This is a genomic window from Flavobacterium gelidicaeli (assembly GCF_013294005.1).
Taxonomy (GTDB): domain Bacteria; phylum Bacteroidota; class Bacteroidia; order Flavobacteriales; family Flavobacteriaceae; genus Flavobacterium.
Window position 1 is genome coordinate 91,549 of the sequence record NZ_JABSNK010000002.1, and the last position, 23,929, is coordinate 115,477.

At 33.4% G+C, this 23,929-nt stretch carries 17 protein-coding genes and 1 riboswitch; of the genes, 3 read left to right on the plus strand and 14 right to left on the minus strand.

Annotation, left to right across the window (positions count from 1 at the left end):
* Window positions 1–2 precede the first annotated feature (2 nt).
* The 11 genes from HNP99_RS03120 to uvrC all read right to left on the minus strand — a co-directional run bounded on the left by HNP99_RS03120 (window position 3) and on the right by uvrC (window position 15,978).
* Window positions 3–503 (minus strand): septal ring lytic transglycosylase RlpA family protein, encoded by a 501-nt coding sequence (locus HNP99_RS03120; RefSeq protein ID WP_173851198.1) that lies wholly within the window; start codon window positions 501–503, stop codon window positions 3–5.
* 75 nt (window positions 504–578) lie between these two features.
* On the minus strand, window positions 579–1,007 hold the full coding sequence (locus HNP99_RS03125) for a hypothetical protein (protein WP_173851200.1): 429 nt from the start codon (window positions 1,005–1,007) through the stop codon (window positions 579–581).
* A gap of 98 nt (window positions 1,008–1,105) precedes the next feature.
* Window positions 1,106–3,784 (minus strand): TonB-dependent receptor, encoded by a 2,679-nt coding sequence (locus HNP99_RS03130; protein ID WP_371810425.1) that lies wholly within the window; start codon window positions 3,782–3,784, stop codon window positions 1,106–1,108.
* Window positions 3,785–4,071: 287 nt separating this feature from the next.
* Complete coding sequence (gene pgi, locus HNP99_RS03135; protein WP_173851204.1) at window positions 4,072–5,715, minus strand: glucose-6-phosphate isomerase; 1,644 nt, start codon at window positions 5,713–5,715, stop codon at window positions 4,072–4,074.
* A 201-nt stretch (window positions 5,716–5,916) separates the two neighbouring features.
* Window positions 5,917–7,149, minus strand: coding sequence for a peptidoglycan DD-metalloendopeptidase family protein (locus HNP99_RS03140; RefSeq protein ID WP_173851206.1), 1,233 nt, complete (start codon window positions 7,147–7,149; stop codon window positions 5,917–5,919).
* Window positions 7,150–7,176: 27 nt separating this feature from the next.
* A complete protein-coding gene (locus tag HNP99_RS03145; protein WP_173851208.1) occupies window positions 7,177–8,112 on the minus strand; it encodes a tryptophan 2,3-dioxygenase family protein in 936 nt (311 codons plus the stop codon).
* Window positions 8,112–8,882 carry a DUF3108 domain-containing protein gene (locus tag HNP99_RS03150; protein ID WP_173851210.1) on the minus strand — a complete coding sequence of 257 codons (771 nt, stop codon included), beginning with the start codon at window positions 8,880–8,882 and terminating at the stop codon, window positions 8,112–8,114. Before HNP99_RS03150 ends, HNP99_RS03145 begins: the two co-directional genes overlap by 1 nt.
* A 290-nt stretch (window positions 8,883–9,172) precedes the next feature.
* Window positions 9,173–10,333, minus strand: a complete 1,161-nt coding sequence (hppD, locus tag HNP99_RS03155; RefSeq protein ID WP_173851212.1) for a 4-hydroxyphenylpyruvate dioxygenase — start codon at window positions 10,331–10,333, stop codon at window positions 9,173–9,175.
* A gap of 251 nt (window positions 10,334–10,584) precedes the next feature.
* Window positions 10,585–11,742: a homogentisate 1,2-dioxygenase gene (locus HNP99_RS03160; RefSeq protein WP_173851215.1), complete on the minus strand. Its 1,158-nt coding sequence runs from the start codon at window positions 11,740–11,742 to the stop codon at window positions 10,585–10,587.
* 181 nt (window positions 11,743–11,923) lie between these two features.
* Window positions 11,924–14,125: a patatin-like phospholipase family protein gene (locus HNP99_RS03165; RefSeq protein ID WP_173851217.1), complete on the minus strand. Its 2,202-nt coding sequence runs from the start codon at window positions 14,123–14,125 to the stop codon at window positions 11,924–11,926.
* Window positions 14,126–14,181: 56 nt separating this feature from the next.
* Entirely contained in the window at window positions 14,182–15,978 is a 1,797-nt protein-coding gene (gene uvrC, locus HNP99_RS03170; protein ID WP_173851219.1) for an excinuclease ABC subunit UvrC, read from the minus strand.
* Window positions 15,979–16,115: 137 nt separating this feature from the next.
* On the opposite strand from uvrC, the gene HNP99_RS03175 reads away from it, so the two are divergent.
* The 3 genes from HNP99_RS03175 to HNP99_RS03185 all read left to right on the plus strand — a co-directional run bounded on the left by HNP99_RS03175 (window position 16,116) and on the right by HNP99_RS03185 (window position 19,136).
* Window positions 16,116–17,093: a succinylglutamate desuccinylase/aspartoacylase family protein gene (locus tag HNP99_RS03175; RefSeq protein ID WP_173851221.1), complete on the plus strand. Its 978-nt coding sequence runs from the start codon at window positions 16,116–16,118 to the stop codon at window positions 17,091–17,093.
* Entirely contained in the window at window positions 17,080–17,649 is a 570-nt protein-coding gene (locus HNP99_RS03180) for a 5-formyltetrahydrofolate cyclo-ligase (RefSeq protein ID WP_173851223.1), read from the plus strand. Before HNP99_RS03175 ends, HNP99_RS03180 begins: the two co-directional genes overlap by 14 nt.
* 34 nt (window positions 17,650–17,683) lie before the next feature.
* A riboswitch (cobalamin riboswitch) is annotated at window positions 17,684–17,887 on the plus strand.
* 106 nt (window positions 17,888–17,993) lie between these two features.
* Window positions 17,994–19,136, plus strand: a complete 1,143-nt coding sequence (locus HNP99_RS03185; protein WP_173851225.1) for a PKD domain-containing protein — start codon at window positions 17,994–17,996, stop codon at window positions 19,134–19,136.
* 182 nt (window positions 19,137–19,318) lie between these two features.
* On the opposite strand, the gene HNP99_RS03190 is transcribed toward HNP99_RS03185, so the two are convergent.
* The 3 genes from HNP99_RS03190 to ileS all read right to left on the minus strand — a co-directional run bounded on the left by HNP99_RS03190 (window position 19,319) and on the right by ileS (window position 23,826).
* A complete protein-coding gene (locus HNP99_RS03190) occupies window positions 19,319–19,915 on the minus strand; it encodes a lipoprotein signal peptidase (RefSeq protein ID WP_173851227.1) in 597 nt (198 codons plus the stop codon).
* 121 nt (window positions 19,916–20,036) lie between these two features.
* On the minus strand, window positions 20,037–20,417 hold the full coding sequence (locus HNP99_RS03195; protein ID WP_173851229.1) for a TraR/DksA family transcriptional regulator: 381 nt from the start codon (window positions 20,415–20,417) through the stop codon (window positions 20,037–20,039).
* Window positions 20,418–20,424: 7 nt separating this feature from the next.
* Window positions 20,425–23,826 (minus strand): isoleucine--tRNA ligase, encoded by a 3,402-nt coding sequence (ileS, locus tag HNP99_RS03200; RefSeq protein WP_173851231.1) that lies wholly within the window; start codon window positions 23,824–23,826, stop codon window positions 20,425–20,427.
* Window positions 23,827–23,929: the final 103 nt, after the last annotated feature.

Consider the following 23,929-nt stretch of genomic DNA (forward strand, 5'->3'; position numbering starts at 1 on the left):
TATTACTTTGAAAAAACTTCAATTGTTACAGTCATCACACCAATTCCTTTATTTTTAGCAATCTCCATAAAGGCTTTTTTAGAAAGGTCAATTTCTCTAGACCTTACAAAAGGACCACGATCATTAACTTCGACAATAACCGATTTTCCATTAACCTGATTGGTAACTTTTAACATGGTTCCAAAAGGGAATTTTTTATGTGCTGCTGTATATTTATGCATATTAAATAGTGCACCACTCGCTGTTTTTCTACCATGAAATTTATCTGCGTAATAGGACGCATGTGCATTGGTTTTATAGGGGCTTAACTTACCGTATTTTTCAGCGATGGTATCTTTTGCCGCTTCTGGTTGAACAGCTACTACATTTTTACTTTTTTTAAGTGTATCTTTTTGAATAGTCGTTTTTTGTAACGTAGTCTTAACCCTTTCTGCTATAGCGCTTTGGCTGGCAGCAAAACCAATTATAGCAATTAAAAAAAATGGTGTAATAAATTTTTTCATATTATTTTTATTTCAATCTGTATTTTACAAAAACCATACCTAGATAAAAAAAGTCCTGCAAAGAGGACTTTTTTTTTAGTTTTTAAACCACAAATTCCAAGGTATTCTACTCAAGATAAGAAGTAAACCTAAGGTGTAAAAAATGGCAAATGTTTTAAATTTTGATTCGCTTGTCAACAATTCTTTATGTTTTGACCAACCGATAGTTATTAAAGCAATAGCAATAATATTAATTAAAGGATGCTCAAGCGAAGTTAAACGTATCGCTTTATCTGACATATTTCCTAAAGAAGCAAAACCTAGAGGCGACACAAAGTATAGAATTAAACCAACTAGCAATTGTGTGTGCGTTCCTATAAGACCAAATAACGCAATTTTTCTATCAGTTGCTGTAAATTCCTTTTTAGAGAAATGCCCTATAAGTGAATTAGCTACTGCAATTACTAATAATAAAAGAGCTAAATAAGCCCAACCTGAGTGAAATTTTTGAATAAAATCGTACATAAATAAACTATTTTTTAAAAACAAATATAAGTAAAAAAGGGATAAAAAAAACCCCCATTTCGAATGAAATGAGGGTTTTTATAAATTTTATTATTTGATTAGAAGTTGTAACGAACACTAAAGTTCCAAGTTCTTCCAAAACCAAACCAAACTTTATTATCGGTAGCAATACCATCATAAGTTGGAGTAGTTGCATCAGTAACAAAAATATTAGTTTTAGATTCTGCTATGTATGTTTCATTTAAAACGTTATTCATATTAAATCTAAAATTAATAGAATTTTTATTTTTACTACCTAATGGTAATTTATAAGATAAACCAGCATCCATTAAACCGTAAGAAGGTAATTCTAAAGTCCCTTGATTATCAGCTGTTAAGTAAGTAGCAGGATCAATTGAAGCAAATAATTCATTTGCAATTCTATAATTTGCATCAATACTAAATCCTTCAAAAATTTCATATTTAGCACCTAAACTAGCAGTAGTTTGAGCAGCATCACCTACTTTAACATCATCTAAGAATAATTCCCCAGACTCAAATTTAGCATTATTGCTATCAAATCTGTCAAATTTAGCATTACCATTATACTTCCAGTTACCTACAGAAATCATTGCAGTAAAACTCAATTTAGGTAATGGCTTAGCCGTCATTTCAAGCTCAACACCTGTATGAACCTCATTCACACCGTTAGCTTCATAGTAACCATATCTGTTATTTGTAAAATCAGGATCAGATAATCTTTGAAATCTATCTTTCCAAGATGTATAATAAACATTTAATGTAGCATTAAATTTTGATGTACGAAAACCATAACCTGCTTCTAAACCTACAACTTTTTCATTAACTAAATTATCAGCGACAATTGATTTATTATTTCTATAAACTGAACTAAAGTTAGGTTGTTTTGAGTAAAATCCTGAATTTACAAATACATTGTTTTTGTCATCAATATTGTAATTCAGACCACCTTTAATATTTCCACCAATGATATTTTTATAATCTGTTGCATATAAAGGATCAGTAGTTAAATAAGTAAAAGGATCTTCTTTTTTAAACCCTTGTTGTGAAACCGCACCTTGTAAGAATGCAGATATATTATCTTTAGAGTATTCAAGTTGTGTAAAAACACCTAACCAAGTTACTTTACCATTATTATTATAAACAATTTTCTCTTGATCTTTTACATTGCTAAAAGGGTTTAAACTAGCAGAAGAATCATAGGTTTTGTTCAATGTTCTATTAGGGTTATTAATATCTGAATTATCCAAATATCCATCAGCTCCCAATAAATCACTTATATTTCTAAAATGAAAACCAGTATAAGTTCTTGCGTCAATTCCTAGATCAAGAGTTAATGTTTCAGATAATTTATTATTTAAATTAATTACAGCCCCATACCAGTTGTGAGAATTAATAGAAGCTCTTCTAACATATCCATCTTTACTATTCGCAATATATTGACCACCAGTAGGAGTCAATGAAGTAGCTCCTAAAGTATTTACTTGACCTGTATTGTACTTAACCAATTCATCAAACTGTAATAACCCATCAGCCGTTCTTGTTGTAGAATAAGGGCTTTTTCCAAGGGCACCTGTTCCTCCTCCACGTCCCCATGAACCATAAAGAACTGTAGATAACTTTGTTATATCATTTATTTTATAATCCCAGTTAATCGAAGCAACTGGTTTACTGTAAAAATTTCTTGAATATGAATACTCCTTACCTCCTTTATAACCCCAATCAGAGTTATACTTAGTATCAAGTCCTCCATCTGCACTATACTTACTATAGTCTGAAATCTTTAAGTATGAAGATCTTTGATTATGCCATTGAGGAGCGCCTGTAAAGGTAAACTGAAAATCATGTTTTTCATTTGCTTTATAACCAAATGCTATAAAATAATTCTTACCTTCAAATTTTGTTCCATCAATATAACCATCTCCAGTAGTAGAACTCAACAATATAGATGCAGACAAACCATTAGCCATAACTCCCGTATTGTAAGCCCCTTGAACTTTCAAATAAGCATCATTACCTGACGTTATACCTATAGAACCACCTTCTTTCATATCAGAAGTTCTTGTAATAACGTTGATTGTTCCCCCTACAGAAGAAATCGCTAATTTAGATGAACCTAAACCTCTTTGTACTTGCATTGCAGAAGTAACATCAGATAGACCTGCCCAGTTTGACCAATAAACAGAATTGTTTTCCATATCATTAACAGGAACACCATTAATCATCACTGCAATATTATTTTGATCAAAACCACGAATATTAATTCTTGAATCACCAAAACCTCCACCAGATTTAGTAGCGTATACAGAAGGCGTATTAGCTAAAATCTCAGGAAACTCTTGAGAACCTAATTTCTCTTGAATTTCTGAAGCTTTAATAGTAGAAACAGCTACAGGAGTTTTTCTATCCTTAGCTACATCGACAACACTACTTTTAACGATAATCTCGCTTAACTCATTAGAGTTTGATTTCAAAACAATAAATCCTAAATTTACCGTTCCACCATCTGCTACAGAAAATTTTATAATTTTATTTTCGTAACCTATAAAAGAAATAACTAATTCTCCTGTACCTGTTGTAGAATTAATTGAAAATTTACCGTCGAAATCTGCTGAAACTCCAACTTTAGATCCTTTCATAGCAACATTTGCACCAGGTAAAGAACCTTGTCCATCAGTAACGGTTCCTGTAACTTTCCCTTGAGAAAAAGCAGAAACTGCTATTAAAAACATAAATCCAGAGAATAACCAATTTTTCATTGTTTTCATTTTTGTTTAGTTTATTATTTTTGGCAAAATTATAACTTATTTTCCGTAAAAAGTTAAGACAACGTTAAGAAAAATTATTTTTTTTCACATAGTGGTATTTTGATTAAATTCAGCAAAGAAGCTATTCTTATAAAAATACCTTATAAACTCTGATACACAAGGCCTAAAACCTGCTAATTCAGCAAACAATTCCCTGAAAAAGTCACAACTGTAAAAGCTAAAAAAAACCTGACTTTTTATTAAAAATCAGGTTTTTTTATATAAAATTAAACAGAATTTTATTTTTTATCTAAATAATAGTTCAATAAAAAGGAAGTTGAACTATCATGATTGGCTATTTTTCCAGTTTCAATTTCGCTTAATATAGAGCTAGCCAACTGTTTACCTAATTCTACTCCCCATTGATCAAAACTAAAGATATTCCAGATTATTCCTTGAACAAAAATCTTATGTTCATATAAAGCAATTAACGATCCTAATGTCTTAGGGGTTAGCTGCTCAATCAATAACGTATTAGTAGGCTTATTGCCTTCAAATACTTTAAAAGGTAATAAAAATGCTGCTTTTGATGCTTTTAACCCTTGTTTGTCAAATTCAGCTTGGACTTTTTCTTTAGACTTTCCTTGCATCAATGCTTCGGTTTGCGCAAAAAAGTTTGACATTAATTTATTATGATGGTCCTGGTCTCCATATAAAGGTTTTACATAACCTATAAAATCAGAAGGAATTAATTTAGTTCCTTGATGAATCAATTGAAAAAAGGCATGTTGCGCATTTGTACCTGGCTCTCCCCAAATAATCGTACCGGTCTCATAATTTACTACCTTACCATCTCTCCCTACACTCTTGCCGTTACTCTCCATTGTGCCTTGCTGTAAATAAGGCGCCAATTTTTGTAAATACTGTGTGTAGGGAATTAGCGCTTCACTTTCGGCTCCAAAGAAGTTATTGTACCAAACACTTAATAAAGCTAAGACGACTGGGATATTTTTATCAAAATCAGCTGTTTTGAAGTGATCGTCCATTTCATTTGCCCCATTTAACAACTCCTCAAAATTGTCAAAACCTACTGCAAGACTAATTGTTAAACCCACAGCACTCCACAACGAGAAACGTCCGCCTACCCAATCCCACATTGGAAAAACATTGTCAGGATTGATTCCGAATTGTGTTACTTTTTCAATATTAGTTGAAACTGCAACAAAATGTTGGGCAATATCTTTTTGTATAGCACTATTTAAAAACCATTTTTTTATAGTTTCAGAATTTGTTAGCGTTTCTTGAGTTGTAAATGTTTTAGAAACAATAACAAAAAGTGTAGTCTCGGGATTTAATTTCTTTATAATTTCATTTACATGATCCCCATCAATATTTGAAACAAAATGCACGTTTAAGTGGTTCTTATAATACTGTAAAGCCTCAACTGCCATAGCAGGGCCTAAATCAGAACCTCCAATACCAATATTAACAACATCAGTGAAAGCCTTGCTTGTATAACCCTTTCTATCACCCGATATAACTTCATGGCAAAATTCTTTTATTTTATCTTTTACAGCATAAACTTCTGGAATAACATTCTCTCCATTTACATTTACTACCGCATTTTCTTTTGCTCGTAAAGCAGTATGTAGTACTGCTCTATTTTCGGTTTGATTTATAATCTCTCCATCAAAATAATCCGTGATAGCATTTTTCAATCCCATTTCGTTTGCCAAATCTAAAAGTAACGAAATAGTCTCTTGATTTATTCTGTTCTTAGAGTAATCAAGTAAAAAATCATTCCATTTTATATTGAATTTTGTTGTTCTCGCAGCGTCCTCTTTAAACATTTCTTGCATAGAAACATTTTGCATAACTTCAAAATGCTGCTGAAGTTTGCTCCAAGACGGAGTTGTTGTTGGGTTAATTGTTTGTAAAGCCATTTTTTTTAGTTCAAGTGTTTAATGGTTGTAAAAATACTGAAATATGTTTTAACTAATAAACCCTTTCAAACAAATACGAAAATCAACATTCTTCGCAGCGTTACTTTCGATAAAAATAAAGCTCCAAATTATCAAATTGACAACTTGGAGCCTCATATTAAATTTTATATCTATAAAACAAGTTTAATCTAAAAATTTTATTTACAAATTAGCAATACTGTCTAATTCTAATTTTAGTGGTGTTATTTTCTTTAAAAAACGGGCTTTATTAGTTCCTTCCATAGGTTCTCCACTTGGCAAATTTAACTTTAAAGCATCAACTTGAACTCCATTTTTCCAGAAACGGTAACAAACATGAGGACCCGTTGCTAAGCCAGTACTCCCTACTCTTCCTATTACATCTCCTTGATTAACATGCTGACCTCGTCTAACTAATATTTTTGACATGTGTAAATATTGCGTAGAATAAGTTCCGTTGTGTTTGACTTTGACAAAATTACCATTACCCGCAGTATAACCTGCTTGTTCAACTACTCCTGAAGCAGTAGTTGTTATAGGCGTCCCTGTTGGAGCTGCATAATCTGTTCCTTTATGTGCTTTCCAGCGGTGTTGTACGGGGTGAAATCTATTCATTGTAAAACGGGAAGTAATTCTACTAAATTTAATAGGCGTTTTTAGAAAAAAGTTTTTTAACGTTTTCCCTTCTTCATCATAATATTCAACTTTGCCAGTAGATTCATTTTGAGCAAAAGGAAAAGCATAAACAAACTTCCCCTTGTATTCAAAGAACGAAGCTTCTAGTTCGTCAACTCCATCATAAATAGAATCGTTAATAAACCTTTCGGTAAAAGTAATTCCGTAGCGATCGCCTTTTTTTAATTTAAAGAAATCAATTGACCACGAATAAATCTTAGTTATTCTATTAGCTAAAGCAGCTTCTACTCCTGCATTTCCTAAAGTTTCAGACAAAGAGCCTTTTAAAACACCTCCTATTGTACGTCTTCTAATAGTAATAGGTCTCGTTTTTTTATGTGCTACAATAACTGAATCACGTAAATCAAAAATATAATAACTTAAAGCATCTGGTTGGTACACAAAAACCTCTAATTTGTTTTTCTTATCCTTAGATCGCAACATAGTATAAGCCTTATTAGGCCTAATAATGCGAACATCAAAAGTATCTTTTACACTTTCAACAATTTCATACACTTTCCTGTCACCAATGTTTTGCTTGTTTATAATTGTACCAAAAGTATCCCCTTTTCTTACCGTGTCTTGTACTACATTATAATCAGAAAAATTAAAGCCAAAATCAGAATTCTCCGCAACTGCTTTCACCTTTTTAATTGGCAATTTATTTTCAGATTTATCTTCGGATTTATTACAAGATAGTATTGTTGTCAATACCATGATAATTATTAATACTTGCTTCAAACTATGTGTGTTTTTTTCTAATTCAACTTATTTTTCAAGACCCCAATTTGCCAACTCTTCCTCACTCCACAATTCTGGAAAAAAGATTCTTCGTTGGTATTTTGGATGCATATACTTTTTCCAATCACTACCACCAGTAGCTTCTCCATCTCCTTTTCCGCTGTGATCAATATACTTTATAGCTACATTAAGATGCTGCATTACCCAAGTAATATTCACTGTATGGTCAAAATGACGCATTGCTTTTACAAGGTCAGGATTTTTTTGGTCTAATTCAGGAAGTTGTTTGAATTTTTGCCAAATATTTATAGAATTGTATTGTTCCATGTGTTTTAAAAACACGTCTTTGTACTTGCGCTCAAATTCCTCTAATAAAAATGATTTTTTACCAGTTGTATAGTCTTTTCCTGCCGCCTGCCAATATAAGTGCTCAAAAGCATTTTCGTAAGGTGTATTTCTATCAATTTTACCTCTGAAGCGATTATCAATTAGATTAATCAAATCAGTTGATGTGAATTCTATTAAACGGTATTGTGCACTTTGAAACCCACTTGCAGGAGTTAACGTCGTTCTAAATTTCATATATTGCTCCACTTCCATACCTTCTTCCATAATACTAAAAGACGTGGTGAGCATGTCAAAATAGCGACTTACACGCATAATCCTTTCGGTAAAAAAACCAGTATTTATATTGTCACTATGACATATTTGCTGCATTTCCCATAGAATCATCTTGAAAATCAATTCATTTACTTGATGGTACATGATGAAAACCATTTCATCAGGAAGCGTAGTTCTTTGTGTTTGTAAGCTCAGTAACGCATCAGTTTGAATGTAGTCCCAGTAATTAATTGGTTTTGCCCACAACAAACCTTCAAGATGCGTATCGGTTTTTTGATTTATAGCATCGTATTTAAGCTCTATTTCTTTTAAAATAGCTTCTCTATTTTCATTAATGCTCATTATTTTTTTATTTTAAACGTATTGTTTAATCCTTTATAACCATCTAAGTCTGCTTTTAGCGAGCCAATTGCTAGGTCTGCTTTTATTCTAATAGGCAGTCTATTATCATCATCTGAAATCCACACTGTCAAACTTTCTTGCTCTTTAAATACACGGCCTGATTGCACAAGGGGTTTAAAAATCATTGAAGAGACAACGCCAAATTTAGTCGTAATATTTTCACGACCTACAAACTTTAACTTAAATTTTGTTGTTTCATCATCAAAGAACATATCTATAGCAATAGACTCCCCTGTATTGATCTTTTCGATCCCTGGATAGTTTCTTAAATAATAAAATGCCGATAAAATATCTTGTGTGTTTCTAGGAATTACAAACGTTTTCTCATTATTGTTTTTATAATCTTTTACGAGAATTCTATTTGATGATTGATTAAAAAAGCCTTCTTGATTTTTTTTGTAGCCACCTTCGTCAATTTTTCTAACAAATCGATACGGACTTCCGGTTTCTTTGTCAATATAGCTTTCATATAAATCATCTACTTTAAAGAAAAAACGAGACATACCAGTTGTGTACCCTTTACCCACAACATGAAATACTTTTTTGTTATTTATTGTAGCATCTTTGACCTCAAGTGTGGCGTAGCCTGCATTAACTAATCCGTAGTGGATACGAAATTTAAACCATTCTCCTACATCGTAGGCGTCTTGGTTGCGGTTATCAAAACTTACTGTTAGTACCAATAAGAAGAATAGGATTATTTTTTTCATAATTTACTTTTTCTATTTATTGTAGTAAGTTGCAAATTTTGTTCCAAATATATTAAAACAAAAAAACTCAGTCAAATAATGACTGAGTTTTTATGCTATTAACTAACCAAAAAACTATAAATTATGAAATTTATATCAAATCGGAAGGAAACCACCCCTTCCATTTTGCGAGTGCAAAGGTAGTTAACAAAACTAGATATGAAAACTAAAAAAAAAGTTTAACAAATCATTGATAAAATTCGAACTGTTTGAATAGTTATTTTTTCACATAATGCAAAAAAAAGACGTTTTTACAAAGTTCCTCGTAATTCTTGTTCTCTCTCGATTGATTCAAAAAGTGCTTTAAAATTTCCCGCTCCAAAACCTTTGGCTCCCATTCTTTGAATAATTTCAAAAAACAAGGTGGGTCTATCTTGTACTGGTTTAGTAAAAATTTGCAATAAATACCCTTCTTCATCGGCATCTACCATGATGGCTAACTTTTCTATTTCACCTAAATCTTCTTTCATCATTTTCATGTGCTCTCCCAAACGTTCTGGAATTGCCTGATAATAAGTATGTGGTGGCGCTGATAAAAACTCAACTCCTCTTGCTTTTAATTCACTTACTGTTTTAATAATATCATCAGTAGCTATTGCTATATGTTGTATTCCTGGACCTCCATAGAAATCTAAGTACTCTTCGATTTGTGATTTTTTCTTTCCTTCGGCTGGTTCATTGATTGGAAATTTAATCCTACCATTTCCGTTTGACATTACTTTACTCATCAAAGCAGAATATTCTGTATTGATTTGTTTGTCATCAAAAGAAAGGAAGTTTACAAATCCCATCACCTCTTCATAGAACTTCACCCATGTGTTCATTTCGTTCCAACCTACATTTCCTACCATGTGGTCAATGTACTTTAAACCTGTTGGTGTTGGGTTATAATCTGATTTCCATTCTTTATAGCCTGGCAAGAAAACACCGTTGTAGTTTTTACGCTCAACGAATATATGAACTGTTTCTCCATAAGTGTAAATTCCAGAACGCACTACTTCTCCATGCTCATCTTTTTCTACAGTTGGCTCCATAAATGAACGTGCGCCACGTTTCATAGTTTCTTCGTAAGCGCTAGTTGCATCTTCAACCCAAAGAGCAGCTACTTTTACTCCGTCACCGTGTTTTCTTAAATGCTCATGAATAGGTGAGTCTTGTGTTAAAGGCGTCGTTAATACAATACGTATTTTGTCTTGTTTTAAAACATAAGACGTTCTATCTCTTACTCCTGTTTCTAGTCCGGCATACGCCAATGATTGGTAACCGAAAGCTGTTTTATAATAATGAGCGGATTGTTTTGCGTTTCCTACATAGAATTCTACATAATCAGTTCCTAATAACGGAAGGAAATCTTGTGCTCCTTCAAATATTTTCTCTAATCCGTATTCTACTGATTTTACTTCTTTTGCCATTGTGTTTATTTTTATGCGAAATCTAATTTTGAAACGCGAATGAAGCGGATAAAATTGATTTTTACTGATTTTTTCTAATTTAAAATTTGTGTGTTAATTGCACTTAATCCTAGCCCTGATGGTAGCGGTATCCTTTATGTTTTTTCTTTAAAAACATAAAGATTTAGCGAACAGCAGGAAATTGCTCCTACCTATAAAACTAATCAAAATGAAAATTATAATGTGGTTATTTTATTGCAAGCAAATACTACTTACTCTACCCAAGATTTATAGTACTGACCGTCATCAAGTCCCATTGCTTCCTCGGTAACCATCAACGGACGGAACGTATCGACCATAACTGCCAACTCTTCTGTGCCTTTATGCCCAATACTGCGTTCCATTGCTCCTGGTGCTGGACCGTGCGGAATCCCTTTTGGGTGCAAGGTGATGTGTCCTTGCTCGATATTGTTGCGGCTCATAAAATCGCCATCAACATAATACAATACTTCATCACTGTCGATATTACTGTGATTGTAAGGTGCCGGAACTGATTTTGGGTGGTAATCATACAACCTTGGCACGAAGGAACAAACAACAAATGTAGCGGTTTCAAATGTTTGATGCACCGGTGGCGGTTGGTGTACACGCCCAGTTATTGGTTCGAAATTGTGAATACTAAATCCGTATGGAAAATTGTATCCGTCCCAACCTATTACATCAAAAGGATGCGTGGCATAAACCACTTCGTGCATCATGCCTTCTTTTTTGATTTTGATTAAAAAGTCGCCTTTTTCGTCGTGTGTTTCTAGCTCGCTTGGCAAGATAAAATCACGTTCGCAAAAAGGAGAATGTTCTAAATGTTGTCCAGATTCGTTTTTATAACGTTTTGGAGTATAAAAAGGCGCAAACGACTCGACGTAGAACAAGCGATTATCTTCGGTATCAAATTGAATTTGGTATATGATTCCGCGAGGAATAATCAGATAATCTCCGTACTCAAAAGGGATATTCCCTAACATAGTGCGTAATTTTCCTTTCCCTTTATGGATGAAAATCATTTCATCGGCATCGGCATTTTTATAGAAATATTCTGTAAGTGATTTTCGGGGTGCGGCAAGTCCTATTGTACAGTCTTTATTGACTAACATGGGTTTGCGACTTTCTAAGAAATCATCGGCTGGTTTCAATTCAAAACCTTTAAGAAGCAATGATTTTATGTTTTTACCAATGGCAATTTTTGGTTCTACTGAATACGATTTAAGTATTTCTTTAATCTGTGTTGGCCTATGAACATGGTAAGATAAAGAGGCGTGACCATGAAACCCTTCGGCACCAAATAACTGTTCGTAGTAAAAACCTCCATCTGGTTTTACAAATTGCGTGTGTCTTTTTTGAGGAAAAGTCCCTAATTTATGATATAATGGCATGTTTTTTTGTTTAAAGTGTAACTAAATAAAGCTAGAAGGCTTTGAAATTTGCTATTCTAAATCAAAAAAGAGTACCCTATTCAGGATTTCTCTTGATAAGGAATTGAAGATACGTTAACAAACCTGCCCATTTTGTTTTCATTATAACAAATATCGGAATTATTATTGAAATAAATTAAATTTAAAACATAAATCCTACACTAAACCAAGTGTATCCTTTTGAATTTTCGGGAGACCAAGAGTGCTTAATTTCTATGGGGCCAATAACCGTTTCTAATCCATAACCTACAGCATAACCCGAATATTTAGGTATCGAAATCCAGTCTACAGAGTCGAATATTCTATTTCCTAAATTAGCAAAATTAGCCGTAAAATTAACATGGTTGTTTTTAAATATTTGATAATCAACCGTACCTGTAGTTTTTATGTAACTATCTCCAGCAATACTTAAAAAATCGTAACCGTAAAAATGTCTAAAATTATTAAATGTTTTATATCCATAACCACCTAAAATAAAATTAAAAAACGGTACGCTTTGATCTCCAAAAGAAAAACCAGCTTCTGTTTGAAACTTTATAGTGGCTTTTTTAAATAAAGTTGCTGCTAATCCAAATTCTGCTTTTGCAATACTAAAAGGCTCAAAAGATTTTGTATAATCTGATGATAATAAAAACGACTTTATATCTCCTGAGAAAAACCATCCTCTAGTAGGAAAGTCTTTATCATCAAAAGAATCGTATTTCATGTATCCAAAAACACTTGCATAACTACTTTTATCAATTACAGGCGCAGTTGCAGTTACCGTTTCTGAATTTATTTTGAGGTATTTATACTCTAACCCTCCACCTATTAAAAATTTTTGAACAAATAAAGATTGAAAATAAAATTGACTGGTAACGTCTAAAAAATCAACATTAATATTATTTACGCTTACATCTGCAAGGTCTAAACCACCTAACTGGCTCACTACATTACGGTTAAATTGATTTAAAGTTGACTTGAACCCAAAACTTAAATTATAGCCATTCTCAATATAATAATCAAAATTGTACCTGAAGTTATCTCCTAAAACAACATCTAAAGAAGCAATATCATTTTTAAAAAATGTCTTTTTACGAGTTAGATTAATTAAAATACCACTTTTAAACAAGCCGTCATAATGCAAACCAAATTTCAGAAAAGATTTTGTTTGATTCTCTTTTAATTGCAAACTCAAATTATCATCACCATTGTTAGCATCTAAAGAGTAATTGATAACACTAAAGTTTTGTGTAGCATTGATATTGTTTATCCCACGCTCTAACTGTTCATAACTAATTTTAGTGTTGGGTTTAAAACGTAATTTTCCAAGTACATAATCTCTTGTAAAATCATCTAAATGATTGATATTTATATCCTTTATTTCTAAACTATCTTTATTGATAATCATTTTTGGTTTCACATAAGCTGTTTGTCCTTCAGCTAGTTGTTGAATTTTATCATACACTGCAAACGTAGCATTTTCTCCCTTTTTGATAATTTCATTTCCTTTATCAAAAGAGATAACGCCGTAGTCCTTAATATCTGGCTTAATATAAATATCTGTTTGAGCTACATTCTCTTTCATTTTTTCAATGGAATGCAGGTTGGTTATTTGAACTAGAATACGTGTTGCATCTTTTAAAGATTTTCTAGTTAACAAATCATCTTGAACATCAACACCTATAATAATATCAGCACCTAATTTTCTAACTTCATCAATAGGATAATTATTAGTAACACCTCCATCAACCAGTAATTTACCGTCGACCTCTACAGGTGAAAATAACGACGGAAACGCCGCACTAGCAATTATAGCTTGCGGCAAGTTACCGCTATCCAATATGACTTGTTTTCCAGTTTCTATATCAGTACCAATACATAAAAAAGGAATTGGTAATTTATTGAAATCCCTAACATGCCTTACATTACGAGTTAATTTACTAATTAAGTTAAAATTGTACATTCCTTTAGAAAGGGCCTCTGGAATGCCCACTCTAAACTTAGTAAAAGGCAATACTAAGGCATATAATTCATCATTTCTTTTTTCGTAGAAATTCTTTGAAGACCTAGGTACAAAATCATTTATTAACTCATCAAAATTAGTTTTTTGAAAAACAGAATCAATCTGTGAAGCGGTATAACCTGAAGCATACAACCCCCCTATGACTGCTCCCATACTGGTTCCTCCTATATAATCAATCTTAATTCCTGCATCTTCTAAAACTTTTAAAACACCTATATGCGCAAATCCTTTGGCTCCTCCTCCGCTAAGCACTAACCCTATTTTAGGTCGGTTTTGCTCTTGCGAAAATACACTCAAACAAAAGAAAAGCGTGAATATTAAAAGTTTATACTGCTTCATAAATAATTATTATTTTTAGGGATTTATTCCTTTAACAATTCGCTTCCAAACGATTATTAGGTTATAGTTTTGTAAAAGTCGACAATTTTTTTTGCTTTAGACACACCTATTACCGCAGTAATATCTTTTTCTGTGGCTAATTTTAATCTTTTTACACTTTTAAAATGCTGAATCAGTGTTAGCATAGTCTTCTCGCCTATTCCGGGAATTGATTCTATTGAAGAATTTAATGCCGCTTTACTCCGTTTATCGCGATGATGTGTAATCCCAAAACGATGTGCCTCATTTCGCAATTGCTGAATCACTTTTAAAGTTTCTGATTTTTTATCTAAATATAAAGGTACTGAGTCCCCAGGATAAAATAACTCCTCTAGTCTTTTTGCAATTCCGATTATTGCAATTTTTCCACGCAACTCTAAATCATCTAAACTCTTTAACGCTGCTGATAATTGCCCTTTACCTCCATCAATAATAATTAAGTTAGGCAACGGTTCATTTTCATCAAGTAACCTTTTGTACCTCCTATAAACTACCTCTGTCATAGAGGCAAAATCATCTGGTCCTTCGACTGTTTTTATATTAAAATGACGGTAATCTTTTTTACTGGGCTTTCCATCTTTAAAAACCACACAAGCAGCAACAGGATTTGTACCCTGAATATTAGAATTGTCAAAACACTCAATATGCCTTGGTTCAACAGGTAATCGCAAGTCTTTTTGCATTTGCGCCATGATCCTGTTAGTATGCCTATCAGGGTCAACGATTTGTAATTGCTTTAATTGCTCAATGCGGTAAAATTTTGCATTGCGAATCGATAAGTCTAAAATTTGTTTTTTATCCCCAAGTTGCGGTACTGTCACTTTTATTTGTTCGCCCAAATCTACTTTAAAAGGCACAATAATTTCTTTAGACAATAACTGAAAGCGCTCCCTTAGCTCTATTATGGCTAGTTCTAATAATTCTTCATCAGTTTCTTCCAGTTTTTTCTTAATTTCCATGGTGTGCGAGCGAATAATAGCACCATGCGAAATTTGTAAAAAGTTTACAAAACCTGCCGCTTCGTCTGATATGATTGAGAAAACGTCTATGTTAGTGATTTTTGGGTTCACAATCGTAGAACGCGATTGATAATTCTCAAGTACTTCTATTTTTTCTTTTATTTTTTGTGCTTCTTCAAAGTGCATGTCTTGAGCAAGTTCAATCATTACCCGTTTAAAATCCTTCATGCTTTCCTTGAAATTCCCTTTTAGTATTTCCCGAATAGCATCTACTTGTTTTTGATAATTTTCTAAACTTTCATACCCTTCACAAGGCCCTTTACAATTGCCAATATGATACTCTAAACAAACTTTAAATTTACCGCTATCAATATTCGATTGGCTTAAATCATAATTACATGTTCGTAAAGGGTACAATTCTTTTATCAATTCTAAAATAGTGTTAACTGTTTTAAAACTAGTATACGGGCCAAAATATTCAGAGCCATCCTTAATCATCCTTCTAGTGGCAAAAATGCGAGAGAAAGGCTCTTTCTTGATGCAAATCCAAGGGTAACTTTTATCATCACGTAGTAAAACATTGTAACGCGGTTGCAATGTTTTTATCAGGTTATTTTCTAATAAAAGCGCATCAGTTTCTGTAGGAACTACAATGTGCTTTATTGTTACTATTTTCTTAACCAATACGTTTGTTTTGGCCGTATCGTGAATTTTATTAAAATACGAAGCAACTCGTTTTTTTAGATTTTTTGCTTTACCCACATATAAAATTTTCCCTTCTTTATCATAATATTGATAAACGCCAGGACTATCTGGTAGAGTTTGTATCTGGAGCTGGAGAGTTGGTTTATCCATTGTGTTTTTATTTCAAAAAAGATGCCGTTTACTGCAACTTTCCTATTTGAGGGTGTTAATTTTACAAACCTCTGCTTATTTATTTTCAAATTTACGAATTCAAAATAATTATTTCTATTTTTAGCTTTTAATTCAATATGAAAAACGCAAAAACCATTACCATCCTAGGAGAAACTATTTTGCCAGGACAAAGCAAAACCATTAACATGGAAATCGCAAAACTCCATAACGCTACAAAACTTAAGATTCCAATAATTGTACAGCGTTCTAAAATTGACGGCCCTACAGTTCTTTTTTCTGCTGGAATTCATGGTGACGAAATAAATGGTGTTGAAATTGTTCGTCAGCTAGTTTCTAAAAAAATCAATAAACCAAAACGAGGTACAACTATTTGTATTCCAGTAATAAATATGTTTGGTTTTGTAAATATGTCGCGTCAATTTCCAGATGGTAGGGATTTAAATAGGGTTTTTCCTGGAAGTAAAAAAGGGTCACTCGCTAGTCGTTTTGCCTTTCACCTTCTTACTGAAATTATGCCTGTTGTTGATTATGCAGTCGATTTTCATGCGGGTGGCGCGAGTAGATTTAATGCCCCTCAAATAAGACTTGCTCCTAATAATGAAGATCTTAAAGATTTAGCCGATGCTTTTAATGCCCCTTTTACTTTATATTCAAAAAACATTGGTGGAACTTTTAGAAATGCTAGTCAAAAACTAAATGTAAAAATGCTGCTTTTTGAAGGCGGAAAATCACTTGACATTAATTATCCTGTTGCTGATGCCGGTGTTGAAGGTGCCAAAAGAATCCTGCAACATCTTGATATGTTAGACTCAAAACACTTTAATGAAGATCAAAACAAGAAAACAATATATATAGAAAAATCAGCATGGATTCGTGCTAAATGCTCTGGATTATTACATGACAATGGTTATGTAGGTGCATTTGTTACCAAAGGAACCGTTCTAGCTACTATTACTGATCCTTTTGGGAAATTTGAGCGTAAAATAAAAGCCCCAAATGACGGGTATATTATCAATGCAAACCAAGCACCTATTGTTTATCAAGGTGATGCTGTTTATCATATTTCAAAGACGCTTATAAATGCCAAACACTAAAACAGAACTCCGAAAGAAATACAAAAATCTTCGACAAAATCTTTCCGAAATTGAAATTGAAGAGAATAGTTTGGCTATCGCCAATAAGTTACTGACGCTTCCTATTTGGGATAAAATTTATTTTCATGTTTTCCTTCCTATAGTAGAACATAAAGAAGTGGATACTGAGTTGATTCTACACTTACTTTCCGGAAAAGACAAAGAAATTATTGTTTCAAAAGCCGACTTTGAGACCCGAATAATGACTCATTTTTTACTTACAGATAATACCCGAATTAAGAAGAATGCCTATAACATTCCAGAACCCGTAGACGGAATCGAAGTGCCTTCAAAAAAAATAGACGTGGTTTTTATTCCGCTTTTAGCATTTGATAAAAAAGGAAATAGAGTAGGATATGGCAAAGGGTTTTATGATAAATTTTTAGCCGAATGCAAACCTGAAGTAATTAAAATAGGATTATCCTTCTTTGAAGCCGAAACAATAATTTCGGATATTTTTGAAGGCGATGTACAACTCGATTATTGCATCACTCCAGAAACCACTTATCGATTTTAAAGTGGCCATCACTTTTATTTAATATAAAATCACTAATATTGCCCCGCATTTTGGTTGTATTTATTTCAAGTAGATACATTAAAAGGGAATCAGGTGTAAATCCTGAACAGTTCCCGCTGCTGTAAGTTCTTCCTGTTAAACAGGACATGCTTTTTAAAATTACCACTGTCAGATTTTTTGATGGGAAGGTTTAAAAAGTGGAATGAGTCAGAAGACCTGCCAAGAAGCACAACAACAAAGCTTTCGGGAGTTATAGCTTTGGGGTAGATTTTCTATTCCTATATTTTATTCCTTATTGTTTTGTAATTAAGTTAATCACAATTATTAATTTTAATACAATTCAAATGCAAAACAAACTAACCAATTACATTTTTCTGCTTTTTTGTGGCTTCACGCTGCTCACATCATGTACTAACACTGATGATCCTACAATTACACCAATTCAATTTGCCGAAGTAGAGTATCAAGGTGTTTATGAACTAATAATAGGAGACACTTTAAAAATCACTCCTGAAATTCTAAACTTACCTGAGGGTGCAAGTTTTGAATGGTCAAAAAATGACGAATCAATCGCGACAACTCAAAGTTTAAATTATGTACCTCAAATAGCTGAAAATTTCACACTTAAATTTAAAGTAACAGCAAGCAATACTATTGAGCGCAGTTATCAAATTAAATTGATAGATCCTTATGCTTTATATTTTCGTCCAAAAACGGAAACAAGTACTGAATTCATTACTAAAATAATGGAATACAAACCGGCGCCAGGACAGTTTATAAATGCTGGTTTTGGAACTCCAGAATATGCCGAAAAAATAATTGGAAACAAGACAAACACGCTTTCATTAGGTGCGTGGGGAGGTTATGTAATTTTTAGTTTTGATCATACAATTGAAAATCGTGTAGATCAAAAAGATTTTGTGGTTTATGGAAATGCATTTAAAGGACTCTCTGAACCTGGAATTGTACAAGTTTCCTTTGACGAAAATGGAAATGGCCTTGCCGATGATACTTGGTACGAACTAGCAGGAAGTAATTATTTTAAAGAGCGAACAATTCTTAATTATGAAACTACCTATGTAAATCCAGAGGAATATGCTAATGTTTTATGGACAGACAACAAAGGAAGTGCAGATAATGTTACTGTAAACACTTACCACAAACAAAACTACTTTCCGTTATTTATTGCTGAGAAAAAAGAAGTTACATTTAAAGGAACGCGCGTTTTCCCTATTGTAAATCCAGGCAGCTACGTTACGATTGATGCCTTAGAATGGGGATATGTTGATAATTATGACGCTGAATACAGCACTTATGGAGGAAATGCCATGGAGATTGACTGGGCTGTAAACATTCAATCTAAATCAGTTAAATTAAAAGGTATCGATTTTGTAAAAGTTTACACTGGTGCACAATACAATGCAGGTTGGCTAGGTGAGTTATCTACAGAAGTAAAAGGCGCTTCAGATCTTTCTATGGTAAAATAAAAAGGTACTATTTTTAAATATATACAAAAGGCAGTGATTAATAGTCACTGCCTTTTGTATATAATAGTTGTTGAAAAACGGAAACGCTAGCCCTGATGGAAACGGCATCCTGTTGTGGCAGTGTTTGCCACAAGAGATATAGTGTACAGCAGGAAATTGCTCCTATAAACAACCGCAATATCTTATTTATTGAATGCTTTTTTATTGAAAAATATTAATATTCCTACTCCAACACATATTGCCATATCAGCAACGTTGAAAATTGCGTTGAAAAAAGTAAAGTCTCTTCCTCCCCAAAACGGCAACCAGCTAGGCAAATTTCCGTGCCAAAAAGGGAAATAAAACATGTCAACTACTTTACCATGAAAATACTTTCCGTAAGGTTGATCTGTAAATAGGGTTGCTAATTGCTGGTGACTGTCGTCAAAAATAACACCGTAAAAAACAGAATCAATGATGTTCCCAAAAGCTCCCGCAAGTATCAAAGCGATAGCAACAACGAGATAATTAGAACTGTGTTTTCTTTCAATAGAATCCCACAACCAATAACCTATACCGCCTACGGCAGCTAATCTAAATAATGTTAGAAAAAGTTTACCGTATGTTCCTGGAATTTCGGTTCCCCAAGCCATTCCTTCGTTTTCTATAAACAGGATTTTAAACCAGTCAAAAACTTGAACTTCTTCACCTAATATAAAATTAGTTTTTACAAATATTTTAGAGACTTGATCAATGATTAATATGATGAAGATAAGTAGATACGCTTTTCGTAATGACATTGTGAGAATTTTAATTGGCGCAAAAATAGGTAAATTCTAAAAAAATAAATCCCAAATACCAATAATTTTATAACTATTTGTTGGTATCTGGGATTATTTTAATGCTGCAATTTTAAATTTCTTATCGTTGCAGGTTTTTAGCTTCTATACTCATCGTTGCATGAGGAACAATTTTTAATCTTTCTTTACTGATTAGCTTACCAGTTACTTTGCATAAACCGTATGTTTTATTTTCTACACGGAATAATGCATTTTTCAAGTCTCTTATAAACTTCTCTTGACGTATTGCTAATTGTGAATTGGCTTCTTTAGACATGCTTTCGCTTCCTTCTTCAAATGCTTTGAATGTAGGAGAGGTATCATCAGTCCCATTATTCAAGTCATTCATGTAAGCACTTTTTATCAAATCTAAATCTACTTGAGCCTTGTCAATTTTCTTTAGAATTATATCCTTGAACTCTGCTAAGTCGGCGTCAGAGTATCGTGTTGCTTCGTCTACCATGGGTTTGTTATTTAGTTATTGTTATCTTGGTTATTATGTCATCAAATTCTATTTCAATTCCTTCAGGTAACGCTGCTGTAAAAATTAATTCCTCAGTCAGTGTTTCTGATTTTATATAGTCTGCATTTACTTGAACTGCTTCTTCTAGCGTCGCGTTATTTTGTAAGTAGACTTTTATTTTATCTGTTACTTCAAATCCGGAATCCTTTCTAAGATTCTGAATTCTATTCACTAATTCTCTTGCTATCCCTTCTTTTTTCAATTCAGGAGAGATTACAATGTCAAGTGCAACGGTGATTCCGTTTGAATTTGCAACCAACCAGCCCTCTATATCTTGGGATGTAATCTCTACATCTTCCAAAGTTAAAGTTATACTATTTCCTGCAATTACAGTTTCAATAGTACCCTTTGCCTCTATCTCGTTAATTTGATCTGCAGAAAAACCTTGTATCTGCTTAGCTATCAAGCCCATATCTTTACCGAAACGAGGGCCTAAAGCTTTAAAATTAGGTTTTATTTGCTTTACTAAAACCCCTGACGCATCGTCTAGAAGTAAGATTTCTTTAACATTAACCTCTGCTTTTATTAGGTCAGAAACCGCCTCTATTTCAGCTCTTTGGTTCTCGTCAAGAACTGGTATCATTACCTTTTGTAATGGCTGACGCACTTTAATCATTTCCTTTTTACGTAGTGATAACACTAGTGAAGAAATGGTTTGCGCTTTTTGCATTTTACTCTCTAACGATTTATTAACAAAGTTTTCAACGTATTTTGGAAACTCTGCCAAATGTACACTATCGAACTTTTCAGACTGTGTTGCTTGCGTTAAGTCTCTGTAAAGTTTGTCCATGAAGAACGGTGCAATGGGTGCACTTAACTTACTTACGGTTAACAAACAGGTATACAAAGTTTGGTATGCAGCAATTTTATCTTGTGCATATTCCCCTTTCCAAAAACGACGACGACACAAACGAACGTACCAATTGCTTAAGTTTTCTTGAACGAAATCAGAGATAGCACGTGCTGCTTTTGTAGGCTCGTAATCTGCATAAAAACCATCAACATCTTTCACTAACGTATTCAACGCTGAGATGATCCATTGATCAATTTCTGGTCTTTCGTTTACCGGAATCTCCGCTTCTTCATATTTGAATCCATCAATGTTTGCATACAAACTAAAGAAAGAATACGTATTGTATAATGTTCCAAAGAATTTACGACGCACCTCAGCAATTCCCTCTAAGTCAAACTTTAAGTTGTCCCAAGGATTTGCATTAGAGATCATGTACCATCTTGTGGCATCAGGACCGTATTCATTTAATGTTTCAAATGGATCTGCAGCATTCCCTAAACGTTTAGACATTTTTTGTCCGTTTTTGTCTAGTACTAAACCATTAGAAACCACATTTTTATAAGCAACTTTATCAAAAACTAAAGTAGCAATCGCGTGTAAGGTATAAAACCATCCACGTGTTTGATCTACTCCTTCTGCAATAAAATCAGCTGGGAAGTCATTGTTTTGATCTATTTTATCTTTGTTTTCAAAAGGGTAATGCCATTGTGCATAAGGCATTGAACCAGAATCAAACCATACATCAATTAAATCAGCTTCACGCGTCATTGGTTTTCCAGATGGAGAAAGTAAAGTGATTTCATCTACTACATTTTTATGTAAATCGATTAAATCATAATTGCTTTCGTCCATATTTCCAATTTCGAAACCTTTAAAAGGATTTTCTTTTTGAACACCAGCAGCGATCGATTTTTCTATTTCATTGTATAATTCTTCAACAGAACCTATTAGAATTTCTTCTTGTTTGTCTTCTGTTCTCCAAATTGGTAATGGAATCCCCCAGAACCTAGAGCGAGATAAATTCCAGTCATTAGCATTTTTAATCCAGTTCCCAAAACGGCCTTCTCCAGTCGATTTTGGCTTCCAGTTAATCGTTTCGTTCAATTCGAACATTCTGTCTCTAACTTCTGTGATTTTTATAAACCAAGAATCTAGCGGATAGTATAAGATAGGCTTGTCTGTTCTCCAACAATGCGGGTAACTGTGAACGTATTTCTCTACTTTGAATGCTTTGTTTTCTTCTTTTAACTGAATAGCAATTTCTACGTCTAAGGAACGTTCTGGAGCCTCACCATCGTCATAATATTCGTTCTTAACATACTTACCTGAATAATCACCTAATCCTTCGATGAATTTTCCTTGTAAGTTTACTAATGGTACCGGAGTACCATCTGCATCCAAAACTAACATTGGTGGTACTTCTGGAGTAGCTTCTTTGGCTACTTTTGCATCATCAGCACCAAATGTTGGTGACGTATGTACAATTCCTGTTCCATCTTCTGTTGTAACGAAATCACCCGAAATTACTCTAAAAGCATTTTCAGCGTTTTGATACGGCAATACCAACGGCATTAATTGCTCGTATTTGATTCCGACTAAGTCTGCCCCTTTTGCCTCAGCAATAACTTGGAATGGGATTTTCTTGTCTCCTCCTTTGTAATTATCAAAATCTGCAGCTTCTTCGCTAGCAAAGAAACCTTTGCCAAATTGTTTTCCAACTAAGTTTTTAGCCAGAACTACATTTGTAGGTAAGAAAGTATATTGATTGAATGTTTTTACAACTACATAATCAATTTTTGGTCCAACTGTAAGCGCTGTATTTGACGGTAAGGTCCATGGAGTAGTGGTCCAAGCCAAGATTAAGATCTCTCCTAATCCTTGCCAAGCAGCAGGTAAAGTTTCATTGATTACTTTGAATTGCGCCACAACGGTTGTATCCGTAACATCACGGTAACTTCCTGGTTGATTCACCTCGTGAGAAGATAATCCAGTTCCTGCTTTTGGAGAATATGGTTGAATAGTGTAGCCTTTGTACATCAAATCTTTGCTATAGATTTGTTTCAAAAGCCACCAAACGGTTTCCATATATTTGGGTTTGTAAGTGATATATGGATCTTCCATATCTACCCAATATCCCATTTTTTCGGTAAGATCATTCCATACGTCAGTATAACGCATTACTGTTTTCTTACAAGCTTCGTTATATTCTTCGATGGAAATCTTTGTGCCAATATCTTCTTTTGTGATTCCGAGTTCTTTCTCAGTACCTAATTCCACAGGTAAACCATGGGTATCCCAACCTGCTTTACGCTTAACTTGGTACCCTTTTTGAGTTTTATATCTGCAAAAAATATCTTTGATCGCACGTGCCATTACGTGGTGAATACCCGGCAAACCATTTGCTGAAGGTGGTCCTTCAAAAAATACGAATGGTTCATTACCCTCACGGGTCGTTACACTTTTCTCAAAGATGTTTTCTTTCTTCCAGAAATCAAGTACTTCTGATGCTACTGTTGGCAAGTCAAGTCCTTTGTATTCAGTAAATTTTGTGCTCATTTTATCCTTTTCTTTAATCGAAGTGCGAAAGTAGTCATTTATAGTAAAAAGGCAAAAGACAAAAGGCAAAATTTGCTTACAGAGCTGATATTGTTTTGAAGAA

What these genes read in the sequence shown, in the direction of transcription:
- HNP99_RS03160 (WP_173851215.1), bottom strand. Translation starts at nt 11,742, where the DNA reads ATGCCATTATATCATAAATTAGGGACTTTTCCTCAAAAAAGACACACG.
- HNP99_RS03120 (WP_173851198.1), bottom strand. Translation starts at nt 503, where the DNA reads ATGAAAAAATTTATTACACCATTTTTTTTAATTGCTATAATTGGTTTT.
- uvrC (WP_173851219.1), bottom strand. Translation starts at nt 15,978, where the DNA reads ATGGATAAACCAACTCTCCAGCTCCAGATACAAACTCTACCAGATAGT.
- HNP99_RS03150 (WP_173851210.1), bottom strand. Translation starts at nt 8,882, where the DNA reads ATGAAAAAAATAATCCTATTCTTCTTATTGGTACTAACAGTAAGTTTT.
- HNP99_RS03185 (WP_173851225.1), top strand. Translation starts at nt 17,994, where the DNA reads ATGCAAAACAAACTAACCAATTACATTTTTCTGCTTTTTTGTGGCTTC.
- ileS (WP_173851231.1), bottom strand. Translation starts at nt 23,826, where the DNA reads ATGAGCACAAAATTTACTGAATACAAAGGACTTGACTTGCCAACAGTA.
- HNP99_RS03130 (WP_371810425.1), bottom strand. Translation starts at nt 3,784, where the DNA reads ATGAAAAATTGGTTATTCTCTGGATTTATGTTTTTAATAGCAGTTTCT.
- hppD (WP_173851212.1), bottom strand. Translation starts at nt 10,333, where the DNA reads ATGGCAAAAGAAGTAAAATCAGTAGAATACGGATTAGAGAAAATATTT.
- HNP99_RS03195 (WP_173851229.1), bottom strand. Translation starts at nt 20,417, where the DNA reads ATGGTAGACGAAGCAACACGATACTCTGACGCCGACTTAGCAGAGTTC.
- HNP99_RS03180 (WP_173851223.1), top strand. Translation starts at nt 17,080, where the DNA reads ATGCCAAACACTAAAACAGAACTCCGAAAGAAATACAAAAATCTTCGA.
- pgi (WP_173851204.1), bottom strand. Translation starts at nt 5,715, where the DNA reads ATGGCTTTACAAACAATTAACCCAACAACAACTCCGTCTTGGAGCAAA.
- HNP99_RS03175 (WP_173851221.1), top strand. Translation starts at nt 16,116, where the DNA reads ATGAAAAACGCAAAAACCATTACCATCCTAGGAGAAACTATTTTGCCA.
- HNP99_RS03145 (WP_173851208.1), bottom strand. Translation starts at nt 8,112, where the DNA reads ATGAGCATTAATGAAAATAGAGAAGCTATTTTAAAAGAAATAGAGCTT.
- HNP99_RS03165 (WP_173851217.1), bottom strand. Translation starts at nt 14,125, where the DNA reads ATGAAGCAGTATAAACTTTTAATATTCACGCTTTTCTTTTGTTTGAGT.
- HNP99_RS03125 (WP_173851200.1), bottom strand. Translation starts at nt 1,007, where the DNA reads ATGTACGATTTTATTCAAAAATTTCACTCAGGTTGGGCTTATTTAGCT.
- HNP99_RS03190 (WP_173851227.1), bottom strand. Translation starts at nt 19,915, where the DNA reads ATGTCATTACGAAAAGCGTATCTACTTATCTTCATCATATTAATCATT.